Genomic DNA, 13,056 nt, shown 5'->3' on the forward strand with positions numbered 1-13,056 from the left:
ATTTATCTGTGTTGGTAAAATGGAATTTTGACTATAAAGGTAGTGCCTAACCCTGTCTCGCTGGAAAATTCGATTTGACCTCCGTGCAAGTCTACACACTGCTTGACTATGGATAAACCCAGCCCTGTACCGGGTATTTTTCCGACATTTTTGGCTCGATAATAAGATTCAAACAGTTGTTCTTGGTCTTCTAGAGGAATGCCAATGCCTGCGTCTTTAATTTTAAATGTAGCTTCTTCATTATTCTGACAATTTAATTCAAAATAAATATTGCTGTCGATCGGCGAATATTTAACAGCATTTGACAGCAAATTTGTCAAGATGTGCCGCAGCAATTTTGCATCTAGTGCGGGCAAGTTTTGCGTTTCCTGCGACTCGTTATCATTTTTGGTCGCGGGCGTGACTAATTCTTGACAAATAAAGTTAATTGTATGATTTTTTCCATAACTAATTTTAATTGATTCTACTAACTCGCTGCAAAATTTTTTTAAGTCAACGGGTGCGGGATAGAATTCGAGTTTTCCGGCTTCGGCGCTGCTTAGCAACCGCACGTCATCTAATAGCTGAGCCATTTGTTGAGATGCTGATTTAACGTGTTGCAGGTATTTTTGTTTTTCCGCGTGGGTGATTTCGTCGCCGTAGTCTTGGAGGATTTTAGTAGCAAATAATACTGTACTTAGAGGATTGCCGAATTCGTGAGCAATCATTGAGAAAAAACGAGATTTTACCTGTCTGAGTTCTTGCTCTTTTGCCAAAGAGCCGCGAATTTCTATTTCTTGTTGTTTGCGTTCTGTGATGTCCCTGCCTATATAAATGAAATCGTAAAGTCCCTCTAATTCTGTCTGAATTGGCGAACAGGAAAATTCTACCCAAATTTCTTCTCCTGCTTTAGTAGTGCAGGCTATTTGTAGTTCTCTACGCAGCTCTTTCTGAGACAAAATATAGCGGTGGCGACCTTGGCAAATTAATGTTTCTTCGAGTAAGATTAAAGACAGGGGGCGGCCGATTAATTCTGCTTCGCTATACCCAAATAACCATTGAGCCGATTGATTGATTGTTTTGATAGTTCCTAATGTTGTTGTCACCAACAAAGCATCGCCCATCGAACGAATAACTTTATCTATATAATCTTTAGAAGCGGCTAAGGCACTAACCAAAAGATTAGCTTCATTAGCGCTCTGAATCAACGATTGCTTCATCACCATCTTTTCGGTGGTATCTTCAATCAAAATTAGCAATTTATTTGGCACATCTTCTTGTTCGTCTTCATGTTTGATAGCCAACATATCAAAGTATAAAGGGCGGTTTGGGTCGGCAAACCGAGCGATACCTTTGACTTCAAAACCCGGTAGCCGTCCCATAATGATAGACATGAGGATATTTTCAATGCCAATCAGTTCGGGAAAACTTATGCGAGCATCTGCACCGGGTATCGCGTCGCCCGGAGTATCGGCATAATGCTGCACTTGGGCGGAGGTTTCCTGAATTATGAAATGGTGATTTACTACAAAATACTCTATTTGTTGCGGGCCCAATAACTTTTTTAAAATGGGGTTCATACTGGTTCTATCATTGTGTAAGCTAGTTTATAGAAAATTTCGTCAACGTCTTTGCCTGTTTTAGCAGATGTCGTGTAAACTGCTATTACTTTGTCTTGACATATCGAATGGGATATTTCCACTAGCAGCGGCAATTTTTCCTCGTCAATCAAGTCTACTTTGTTCAAAGCGACGATAATTGAACCTTTAGGATTGACTGAAGAAAAAAGCTGAATGTGTTCGGAGATTCGCTCAACTGTTTCGGAGCGGGTGACATCGGCAACGATTAAAACGCCGCTAGCTCCCTGCAAGTAAGTCGGTGCTATTCCTTTGAATTTTGTATGCCCTTCTAAGTCCCAAATTAGCAACTGTACAGTCACGTTTTCCCGCTGTTTTGTGTTTCCTAAGATGATGTTTTTGCGAGAAATTTTTACTCCCACCGTGGACAGGTACTCGTCGCTGAATTTCTGATCGACAAAACGGCGGATCAGGCTGGTTTTGCCCACGCCAAAATCGCCAATCATGCACATTTTTTTAGATATAGTAACTGACATAATTATTTACTGTTTATGGTCTTAGTTATTGGTTCAAATAGCACGCACCTGCTTAAAATTCGCGGTTGATTGGGTTCCACGTCCGCAGGAGGATTGGGGATGCCAACCGTTTGGAGGCGCTTCGGGTTAGCACCTTGCCGCACTAAAGCATCTCGCACTGCTGTGGCACGCCTGAGCGACAACTGTTGATTTGTAGCAAGTTCTCCACTTCGATCGCTGTGCCCAATTATCTTAATATGTTTTTGAGGATATTGATCCATGAAATTTTTGACACGGGCGATGATTTCTTCATCTGTTGAGTCTAATTTTGTCGTTCCTTGCTCGAAGTAGATGCGGGTTGTAATTTTCAGCGGCTCTAATTTAACGGTACTTATGACCGACTGAACACCGGGAATTTGCTTCAGGGACTGAGCTATTTTCTGTGCGTCTGCACTGTCTCTAACTCGGCCCTCTACTGTAAGTTTGCGATCGCCATACCGCGTAGAAATAGAAACGCCCTCTCTCTGGTTCAAAACGGCGGTAATCCGCTGCACCTCAGCCGCCGTCAAAACTGGATCTGGGGGGACATCTACAGCTATAATTCTATTATCTAATTGCAATTTCGGTGCAGTTGATGCGGCTATTTTTTCTGCTTGTGCCCGCAATTCTTGATTTGGCAACTTTCCGGTTAACTTTAAAGTTTTGCCATCCACTGCAACATCTAAGCGGTAAACTGCTAATTCGGGAGTGGATGCTAAAGCTGCGATGGCATTTGTTTCGAGGCGGCGCTCAACACTGCTGCGGTACTGATAAATTCCCCAAGGTACTAAGATTAAGCTTAGGGCGGCTAAACCAATACCCGCTAGGGCGATCGGGGGTTTGGTTGATTTTTCCGTGGGCAGCGGGTCGAATAAAGTTTTTATACACGGGTGCAGCGAGTCCGGTATAGTATCCGGATCGCCGTTAAACTCGTGAATTACTTTAGCGTAATTAAGAATGAGATTACTAACGGTTTCTCGTATTTTATTGATGAAAGAGTCTGACGGTTCTCCTTTAATCACGACTGCCATGTAGCAATATCCCGCTACTTCTAACATAATCTTGGAGTCGCCGTATTCAATTTGATTTAGTTCCGAAACTTCTCCCGGTCGAACGATACAGTCGTTAACAAAGCTGCGAATAGCTGTGAGCATTCCTGCTACCATTTCTGATTCTAACTGGTAGCTTTCTGAGGTTTGAACTTCGGAAATTATTAAGCCTGATGCTTTGTGAATTAAGAATGCTGCTTGGACGGTGAAGGGTACTGATTCTTGGAGGATTAATTCAGCTTCGGAGACTCCTTGTACTTTGGATCGAATTTTTCTTTGGAATCCTTCGACGCTGATGGCATTGGACACTTTTTCATTAATTGTTTTGATAGCTTCTGCCATGTATCTGGAAATTGTACTGCCAATTACTGGATAGAGCGCATCCACCATAGAGTTGCGTTCGAGTTTTATTTGGGCTGTAATAGCTTTGCCCATTTCCGGGGCGATCGCCTGGGCGATCGACTCTTGGTCGAGGCGAATTTGCTCTTTAATTGCCAGACCGATTTCTGGGGCGATCGCCTTAGCAATATCCGCTGGCGAATTCACTATTTGTTGAGCAAGTGCCTCGGGAAGCAGCTCAGCTATTGCCGCACTCATTGCCGACTTGTTTTCCTGAGTTTTTGCCCTAATCACTTCGTCAATAATTGGCACTATCGCGTTGACAACTTCTTCTCTGGAATCTGTAATTTTGCGGCTGAGAATTTCTCCGATCCAAGGCAACATCAACTCAATCAACTCTTGAGGTTCGTAGATTTGGTGCTCCAGCTTTCCTAATTTATCGTCGATTGTTGCCATCAGGTGGCGCACCCCCGGCAAATCGTTTTCTGCCAGCAGACTTTTCACTTGCTCAATATCCGAGATTTGCGAGCCGAACATTAGATTTTGCAGCCTTTCCATGGCGCTGTCGGCTTCATTTAAATCCTGTTTAATTTGGCCTAATATTTCTGCTGGCTGCGATATCGGTGTGGGCTGTTCTACCAAGTTTGGCATCGATTGAAGCGAACCAACCACCGGATCTAAATCGGCAGTTTCTGGTGAGTCTGAGACTGTGGAAACTATGGGGTTATCGGGAATTTCCGAGGATTTTGACTCGGTTTCGGGAGGGGAAATATCTTGTTGCCGATCGAACTTGTGGGATTTTTGAGCCTGTACTTCCTGTAGAGAATCATTCATTGTCAAGTTAGACAATTCTTCGACAGGCTTTGATTCCTCCTCCAAATCCGGCTGGACGATCGCGGAAACATCTATAGTTTTAGCTGAGGAATAGTCTTTTTCCAGTTCTGAAGTGTTGAGTTTGTGAGTAGTCAACAGCAAACTTTTTAACTCGTCTGCAACAGGCGGGGAATCGCCAGACTCCGGTTGGCGATCGTCGCCAGTTTCGGGCACACTCGCTGCAACTTCCTCTGGCGCTTGCTCAGAAATACCTAACAAATCCATCAACCCGCCGAGGGCCCCAGCTTGATTTTTTTCCTGGCTGCTGTCAGCTTCGGGCTCTGCATTTTGCTGGTTGGAACCAGCAATAATTTTGAGATCGACTAACAGATTCAGCAAGGGTTCTAGCTGGGTTGCTACATCGGCAGCAGACTCGTCAGGTTGAGAAACAAAACCCTCTAACTCATTTTCGTCAGCCGGATTTTCTTTCGGTAAAGCCATGCGTTCTTATTATCCGTTATGGTGGCGCTCCGGCAACAGAAATTCGGTATTTAACTTATTATCAGCAGCGCCTTTAAGTTCGGGGACAAATTCTGTTCCTTTGAGCCTCATGCCGAGTTCAAACAGAATTTCTGCCATGTCGTCTCTAGAAACTTTAACATCTCTGAGCATAGAAAAGCGACGGTCGAGTTCTTCAAAAACCTGTGTTTTCAAAGTGCGGGTTTCTTCAGATAGTCGATCTCTGGTTTTGGAGAGTTCGTCGCGAAGCGAACTGGTTTGATTGTCTATAGCCTCGTCGAGGGCTTCCATGCTGCTGGAGAATTTGCGGTTAACGCGATCGACTTGCTGACGGAGGTCGGCGCTTTCTTCTTGGGTGTTTGAGGTGAGCGATTTAACTTTCTTCTCTAACGAATCAACTGCCACCTTCATTTCTGCAGACAGAACTGTCTTCACTTGTTCGATGCGAGCTTGCATATCTTGCTGCATCATGGACAAGTCGGAATCTATTTTATCGAAGCGATTATCGTATTCTCTAAGCTGCGCTCCAAAAATTATATCGCGAATCTGGTCGATATTTCCCAGCCGTTCGCGCATTTCTTCTTTAGTTATTTCGGCCATGCTTGTACCTATAATCTCCGGAGATTGTGAGTTTAAGAACTGTGCTAGTGATTTACTACCGTTGTTGGTGGCACTAGCTTTTTTGAGTGGGGGGGCTTTTATTTTTTGAACTCTCACCCCTGCGTCGGGGATGGGATTTTTTAGAGTTTTGACTCTAAATATCCTGAGATTCAAATTTTTGAGCCTGGTCTTGTCACCAAAAAGACGGTTTGCTATCCTTGGCTTGCAGCAAGCTCAGAGAAGCGTAGATTTTGCTGCTATAGAGGACAGCGGGGTAGATTTTAATGTCTTGTACTGACATATTCAATCATATCGCATCTTGACAGTGCCTCATACCACAGCGCTTGATCCCCGGCAAAAAGCAGGCGGGCGCGGGCGCACAGGTCCAATTATATATAAGATATAACTCCAAAGCTGCACCGATCGCCGATCGACTCCCAGGGATGTTGCCTTTGAGTACAAAGCATTTACACACTCGAACTCTGCCCTCTCCCCCCCTCGAAGCCTCTCCTCCTGCGATCGCCCTCTAAAAAAGCGTAGGGCCCGATCGACAGCGATCAGACCCAATAATATGAGAGCTTTGTTTTTTTTAACAAACGAGATGTGTTTCCGATTGAGAACTGTTACTTACTAGGGTTTACAACTTGTGCAGCTTTACTGTTAATCCGCAACCACAACTAAGTCTGACTCGACTGCGGTTTGGCCTGACTGCTCGATGGGCAGTTCGCCACTATTGCAAGTTGTGTTCGGTTAATTTCTGCTGCGCCTGGGAATCTAGACCGGAGACACCATGTCTATATCCTCGAACTTTCTTTCTAAATATAGCGACCTCCTTTCTCTTTCTGTCCCGGTGTCTATTATTAAGTTAGCATGGCCTTTCGGAGGAGTAAAGCACAATTTGCAAAACTTGATAGGTCTTTACATTACTAAGTATAATGATATGAATCTCCAAATAGATGTAAGTTAGCACTCACGCACTCCTAACCAACCAACCGGGTTTTTCTACCGAGATTGAGGATTTTCAGCAAGTATTTTGGTTAAAAAACCCGGTTTCTGGACACCCGTGCGTAAGTCCTATAAATTCTATTGTTGCTACATCTTTACATACTTAACACTTCTTGTCATGTCTATTTCTCCTAAGTTTCTCAGTGGCAGCCAAATCCGCCAAACCTTCCTCGACTTTTATGCTCAGCGGGGACATAAGATATTGCCGAGTGCTTCTTTGGTGCCCGAAGATCCGACTGTGTTGCTGACGATCGCCGGAATGCTACAATTCAAGCCGATATTTCTCGGACAGCGCGCCGCCGAATCACCGCGCGCCACGACTTCTCAAAAGTGCATCCGCACCAACGACATCGAAAACGTCGGCCGCACCGCCCGCCACCACACGTTTTTTGAAATGTTGGGTAACTTCAGTTTCGGGGATTATTTCAAGAAACAGGCGATCGCCTGGGCGTGGGAACTTTCCACGGAAGTTTTCGGTTTACCAGCGTCCAATTTGGTTGTTAGTGTTTTCCGAGAAGATGACGAAGCTTTTGCGATTTGGCGCGATGAAATTGGCATTCCGGGCGATCGCATTCAGCGCATGGGAGAAGAGGACAATTTCTGGCAATCCGGCCCGACTGGCCCCTGCGGCCCCTGTTCGGAGATTTACTATGATTTCCACCCAGAGAGAGGTGACAATATTGACCTCGAAGATGATACCAGGTTTATCGAATTCTACAACCTGGTTTTCATGCAGTACAATAAAGATGCAGAGGGCAATTTAACACCGCTGCAAAATCAAAATATTGATACTGGCATGGGACTGGAACGGATGGCGCAAATCCTCCAGAAAGTCCCCAATAATTACGAAACAGATTTGATTTTTCCGATCATTCAATCAGCGGCGGAAATTGCCGGGATTGATTACCACAATAGCGATGAAAAAGTCAAGGTTTCGCTGAAAGTAATTGGCGACCATATTCGGGCTGTGGTGCACATGATTGCGGACGAAATTCGCGCGTCGAATGTTGGTCGGGGTTACATTTTGCGCCGGTTGATTCGCCGGGTGGTGCGCCACGGGCGACTGATTGGAATTCAGGGCGAATTTACGGTGCGGGTGGCTGAAAGTGCGATCGCCCTTTCGGAAGCTGCTTATCCGAACGTGTGGCAGCGGGAAGCTCAAATTAAGGCGGAATTGGCAAGGGAAGAAGCGCAGTTTCTCAAGACTTTGGAACGCGGAGAGAAGCTGCTGGAGGAAATTGTCGATCGCACAAAACAGCAAACCAACCAACAAATCAGCGGTCAAGATGCTTTCACTCTTTACGATACCTACGGTTTCCCCTTAGAACTGACTCAAGAAATTGCTGAGGAACAGGGAATTTCGGTGGATTTGGAGGGCTTTGAAAGGGCGATGAAGGAACAGCAAACTCGCGCGAAAGATGCTCGCCAAACAATAGATTTGACTGTGCAGGGTTCTTTGGATAAGTTGGCTGAAACTATCCAGGGAACTGAGTTTGTCGGTTATGCTGAATTGTCGAGTTTAGCTGAGGTGGAAGTTATCTTGGTTGACGGCAAATCTGTGGAGGAAGCAGCCGTGGGTACTGAGGTACAAGTTGTTTTGAACCAAACGCCGTTTTATGCAGAATCCGGCGGACAAATTGGGGATAAAGGTTATTTGAAAAGCGGAGATAATGGTGATGGTTTGTTAGTAAGAGTTGATGATGTGAAGAAGGAATCGGATTTCTTCGTCCATTTCGGCTTTGTGGAACGGGGAACGCTGAGAGTGGGCGATAGTATTACTGCGAAGATTGACAATAGCGGTCGCCGGAGAGTTCAGGCGAACCACACAGCAACTCACTTATTACAATCAGCTTTGCGGAAAATTGTGGATGATTCGATTTCGCAAGCTGGTTCGCTGGTATCGTCGGAGAGATTGCGATTTGATTTCAATTCTCCGCGCGCTGTCACAGCAGAAGAGTTGCAAAAAATTGAGGATTTAGTTAATAGTTGGATTGCTGAAGCCCACGCTGCGGTCGTTGCAGAAATGCCGATCGCCCTTGCGAGAGAAAAAGGCGCGACTGCGATGTTTGGCGAGAAGTACGGCGATGTGGTGCGGGTGATCGATTTTCCCGGCGTTTCGATGGAATTGTGCGGCGGAACTCACGTCAGCAATACCGCAGAAATCGGGTTGTTTAAGATTGTTTCCGAAGCGGGGGTAGCGGCGGGAACTCGCAGGATTGAAGCGGTTTCTGGTCAAGCTGTTTTGGACTATTTGAATGTGCGGGATAAGGTGGTGCGCGATTTGGGCGATCGATTTAAGGCGAAGCCTGAAGAATTGCCGAACCGGATTACTAATTTGCAGAATGAGTTGAAGGATACTCAGAAACATTTGGCTGCTGTGAAGTCGGAATTGGCGATCGCGAAATCCGACCAGTTGCTGAGTGCGGCTGAGGCTGTCGGCGAATTCAAAATCATTGTAGCTGAATTAGGAGATGTGGATGCAGAAGCGCTGAAAACTGCGGCCGAAAGATTGCAGCAAAAGTTAGGAAATGCTGCGGTTGTTTTGGCATCAATTCCTGAACCGGATAAGGTAAGTTTGGTGGCAGCTTTTAGTCCCGAAGTCAATAAGAAAGGATTGCAAGCTGGCAAGTTTATCGGGGGAATTGCTCAAATTTGCGGGGGAAAAGGCGGCGGGCGGCCTAATTTGGCGCAAGCTGGGGGACGCGATGCAAGTAAGTTGCAGGAAGCGTTGGAAAGTGCTCGCAATCTGTTAGTTGAAGGGTTGGGTTAGCCTGGGTTTTCTGTAGGAGACTAAAACTCTTTTTATCTCTCGTTTATAGCGGAGGCTAGATCCCCCTAAATCCCCCTTAAGAAGGGGGACTTTGATCAGAATCTTGTCCCCCCCTTCTTTAAGGGGGGCTAGGGGGGATCGAGGCCTAATCGTCAGTTCGATCGCTTCCGTCTGCCTGAATCTTCGCAGGCTGCTACCGCATATTTGGGCCTTTACATCTGCGTTTATCCGCGTCCATCGCCAACATCTGCGGTTAAAAACTCCCTTGATTTCCCCCGGCAAAAAATGTAAAATCCTACAAACATGGGTTGTGAAAAATGAACGAAGAACGCCGCCAAGCCTATCTCACCCTGATTCAATCTCTCCTCACTTGGGACACCGACGAACAAACCGCCATCCTGCAAGCCAATCTCGAATTATTAGACGATGATTTTGCCCAATACTTGCGAGAGTGGGCAACTCAAATTCTGGAAAACTTGGATGCAGACCAAGCATACAATCATGCTAAGATTTTATACAATTTAAATCTAAGTTTTTCAAGTCTTCAGCAAGGCAGTCGGGCAAGCAACATAGAGATTGCGATTGCTTGTTTGGATATAGGATTAACTATTTTTACTCGCGAAGCTTACTCAGAAGATTGGGCAATCAATCAAAATAGTCTGGGAAATGCTTACAGTGACAGAATCAAGGGAGAACGGGGTGAGAATCTCGAAAAGGCTATCGCACTTTATCAAGCAGCTTTACAAGTTTACACCCGCGATGCTTTTCCCGAATATTGGGCGATGACTCAAAATAATTTGGCAAATGCTTACAGTGACAGAATCAAAGGTGAACGGGGTGAGAATATCGAAAAGGCGATCGCATTTTATGAAGCAGCTTTACAAGTTTACACCCGCGATGCTTTTCCCCAAAATTGGGCGATGACTCAAAATAATTTGGCAAATGCTTACTTATACAGAATCAAGGGAGAACGGGGCGAGAATCTCGAAAGGGCGATCGCATTTTATGAAGCAGCTTTACAAGTTTACACCCGCGATGCTTTTCCTCAAGATTGGGCGATGACTCAACATAATTTGGAAGAAGCTTACCGTAACAGAATCAAGGGAGAACGGGGTGAGAATATCGAAAGGGCGGTCGCATTTTCTGAAGCAGCTTTACAAGTTCGTACCCGCGATGCTTTTCCCCAAGATTGGGCACAGACTCAAAATAGTTTGGCAAATGCTTACTTATACAGAATCAAGGGAGAACGGGGCGAGAATATCGAAAGGGCGATCGCATTTTATGAAGCAGCTTTACAAGTTTACACCCGCGATGCTTTTTCCCAATATTGGGCGATGACTCAAAATAATTTGGCAACTGCTTACTTATACAGAATCAAGGGAGAACGGGGCGAGAATATCGAAAGGGCGATCGCATTTTATGAAGCTGCTTTACAAGTTCGTACCCGCGATGCTTTTCCCCAAGATTGGGCGACGACTCAAAATAATTTGGCAAATGCTTACTTATACAGAATCAAGGGAGAACGGGGCGAGAATCTCGAAAGGGCGATCGCATTTTATGAAGCAGCTTTAGAAGTTCGCACCCGCCATGCTTTTCCCCAAGATTGGGCTGATACTCAAAATAATTTGGCAATTGCTTACAAAGATAGAATCAAAGGAGAACGGGGTGAGAATATCGAAAAGGCGCTCGCATTTTATGAAGCTGTTTTACAAGTTTGCACCCGCAAAACTTTCACGCAAGATTTGGGGGTTACTAAAAATAATTTAGTAAATGCTTACAGAAATAGAGTTAAAGGAAATAAGAATAAGAATATAGCAAGGGCGATCGCATTTTATGAAGCAGCTTTACAAGTTCGCACTCCCACCGCTTTGCCAATTGACTGTCTGCAAACAGGCAGAAATCTAGGCAATTTAGGATTTGCAGAAAGTTTGTGGGAAACAGCCATATTCGGTTACGAAAAAGCCATCGAAGCAGTCGAACAAAGCCGCGAGTGGATAACATCCGACAACCGCAAACGAGAAATCATCGAAGAAAATCTCGATGTCTACGAAAACATGATGCAATCCTGCATCAATCACCAAGAATATGACAAAGCCCTGCAAACAATCGAACGCAGCAAATCCCGCTACCTAGTCGAACTCTTCACCAACAGCGAAATCTACCCCAAAACAGCCACCGAAACCGAGAAACAGCAACTCCAAAACCTGCGCCGCCAAATCGCCGCCTCCCAACAATTCCTAGAAACAGAAACCCCATCTCCTCCCCCTCTTTCTCCCCCCCTTACCAAAGGGGGGCCGGGGGGGGTTCCCGAAGACTCTCCCTCACAACGCACAACCCAAACCCGCCGCCTCAGCCCCGAATATTTCCAACAACAAAAAGCCAAATTAGAAACAACATCACAGCAACTAACACAACTGCTGGAACAAATAAAACAGCGAGAACCAGAATTCTCCCTAACTCAAAAAGTCGAACCCATCGACATCACCAAATTCCAACAAACCTTAGACACCGAAACAGCAATCATAGAATGGTACATCGGCAATAACTCCAACTCCGATGATAGCTGGGGCGGATCAGCCTTCATCATCACCCGCGACAGCATAAAACCAGTCACATATACCACAACCGAAATAGCCGAATTAGCAACCTGGAAAAACAACTATCTCGACGAATACCGCAACCAAAACACCAACAAAACCTGGCAAAACACCCTATCCCAAAAACTCGAAAAACTCTCAGAAATCCTGCGACTAAACGAGATAATCGCCCACATCCCCCCCAACTGCAAACAACTAATCCTAGTACCCCACCGCTACCTGCACCTATTCCCCCTCCACGCCCTACAATTCACCTCAGAAACCCGATTTAAACAAAAAACCAACTTTCGCGGATACCTCCTCGACTGCTTCCCAGACGGCGTGAAATACAGCCCCAGCTTGCAACTGCTGCAACTCGTAAAAAATCGCATCATCACCAGAAACTCCCCCCCACCAAATCAGCAACAACTATTTGCCCTCCAGAATCCCACCGAAGATTTATTCAACGCGGATATGGAAGTAGAAACCATCAAAACCCGATTCAATCCGCATCAAATTTTACTCAGAAAAGAAGCCACAAAAACCGCCCTCAACGAAAACCGAGAAAACCTCTCAAACGCCAGCAACCTGCACTTTTCCTGTCACGGCAGCTTCAACTTTGACTATCCGCTGCTGTCATCCCTAGTGTTAGCCGATTCCCTGGAACCATTACCCCCCAAATCCGTAGGGGCGGTGCCCCCGTGCCCGCCCGAACCCCCGCCCCCAGAGTCAAATCAGCCCGCTGAAAAACAGCGCTATGTCACCCTACGCAGCGGCAGAAAAGCCAACCCAGAAAAATGCCTCACCCTGCGAGAAATCTTTGCCGATTTGCAGTTACCGCAGTGCAGTCTCGTCACACTTTCCGCCTGCGAAACCGGGTTAACAACCTCAACCGCAATGACGGATGAATACATTGGTTTACCCAGCGGTTTTTTGTATGCGGGTAGCATGAATGTTGTCAGCAGTCTGTGGGCTGTCGATGATTTTGCCACGGCAATTTTGATGATTAAATTTTATCAGGAATTGCCGGAGGCAGATTCAGTAGCCCTCGCTTTGAATGCGGCGCAAAACTGGATGCGCGGTGTTAGTACGGAGGATTTTCGAGTTTGGGTAGGATTGTTAAATTTAGATAAAAAATCTAGAGAAAGTGTGGAATTGTGGTTAATATCTTCGAGTGAGGAACAGCCGTTCCGCGATCCGAAATATTGGGCGGCATTCTGTGCGACGGGATATTAAGTTAGGCGTGCCATCAGGATTTTGTAGGGACGGGTTTTA

General features: G+C 45.7%; 6 protein-coding genes. 2 read left to right on the forward strand and 4 right to left on the reverse strand.

Annotated features, from left to right (window positions below; all coding sequences use genetic code 11):
- Nucleotides 1-2: 2 nt before the first annotated feature.
- The 4 genes from QUA71_RS04180 to QUA71_RS04195 are packed head-to-tail and all read right to left on the reverse strand — an operon-like array spanning nt 3 to nt 5,430.
- Nucleotides 3-1,559 carry a PAS domain-containing sensor histidine kinase gene (locus tag QUA71_RS04180; RefSeq protein WP_333282517.1) on the reverse strand — a complete coding sequence of 519 codons (1,557 nt, stop codon included), beginning with the start codon at nt 1,557-1,559 and terminating at the stop codon, nt 3-5.
- Nucleotides 1,556-2,092: a Rab family GTPase gene (locus QUA71_RS04185; RefSeq protein WP_190658867.1), complete on the reverse strand. Its 537-nt coding sequence runs from the start codon at nt 2,090-2,092 to the stop codon at nt 1,556-1,558. Before QUA71_RS04185 ends, QUA71_RS04180 begins: the two co-directional genes overlap by 4 nt.
- 2 nt (nt 2,093-2,094) lie before the next feature.
- Nucleotides 2,095-4,812 carry an OmpA family protein gene (locus tag QUA71_RS04190; RefSeq protein WP_333282520.1) on the reverse strand — a complete coding sequence of 906 codons (2,718 nt, stop codon included), beginning with the start codon at nt 4,810-4,812 and terminating at the stop codon, nt 2,095-2,097.
- Nucleotides 4,813-4,821: 9 nt separating this feature from the next.
- Nucleotides 4,822-5,430, reverse strand: a complete 609-nt coding sequence (locus tag QUA71_RS04195) for a hypothetical protein (RefSeq protein ID WP_333282522.1) — start codon at nt 5,428-5,430, stop codon at nt 4,822-4,824.
- A gap of 1,123 nt (nt 5,431-6,553) precedes the next feature.
- Here QUA71_RS04195 and alaS point away from each other — a divergent pair.
- Both alaS and QUA71_RS04205 read left to right on the forward strand, forming a co-directional pair.
- Nucleotides 6,554-9,205 carry an alanine--tRNA ligase gene (alaS, locus tag QUA71_RS04200; protein WP_333282525.1) on the forward strand — a complete coding sequence of 884 codons (2,652 nt, stop codon included), beginning with the start codon at nt 6,554-6,556 and terminating at the stop codon, nt 9,203-9,205.
- Between the two features lie 317 nt (nt 9,206-9,522).
- Nucleotides 9,523-13,017 carry a CHAT domain-containing tetratricopeptide repeat protein gene (locus tag QUA71_RS04205; protein WP_333282528.1) on the forward strand — a complete coding sequence of 1,165 codons (3,495 nt, stop codon included), beginning with the start codon at nt 9,523-9,525 and terminating at the stop codon, nt 13,015-13,017.
- The last annotated feature ends 39 nt before the right edge of the window (nt 13,018-13,056 follow it).

Source organism: Microcoleus sp. MON1_C5, assembly GCF_036701875.1.
In the GTDB taxonomy this organism is placed as follows: domain Bacteria; phylum Cyanobacteriota; class Cyanobacteriia; order Cyanobacteriales; family Microcoleaceae; genus Microcoleus.

Excerpts from the sequence above, each read along its gene's own strand:
- alaS (WP_333282525.1), top strand. The coding sequence starts at position 6,554 with ATGTCTATTTCTCCTAAGTTTCTCAGTGGCAGCCAAATCCGCCAAACC.
- QUA71_RS04185 (WP_190658867.1), bottom strand. The coding sequence starts at position 2,092 with ATGTCAGTTACTATATCTAAAAAAATGTGCATGATTGGCGATTTTGGC.
- QUA71_RS04195 (WP_333282522.1), bottom strand. The coding sequence starts at position 5,430 with ATGGCCGAAATAACTAAAGAAGAAATGCGCGAACGGCTGGGAAATATC.
- QUA71_RS04190 (WP_333282520.1), bottom strand. The coding sequence starts at position 4,812 with ATGGCTTTACCGAAAGAAAATCCGGCTGACGAAAATGAGTTAGAGGGT.
- QUA71_RS04205 (WP_333282528.1), top strand. The coding sequence starts at position 9,523 with ATGAACGAAGAACGCCGCCAAGCCTATCTCACCCTGATTCAATCTCTC.
- QUA71_RS04180 (WP_333282517.1), bottom strand. The coding sequence starts at position 1,559 with ATGAACCCCATTTTAAAAAAGTTATTGGGCCCGCAACAAATAGAGTAT.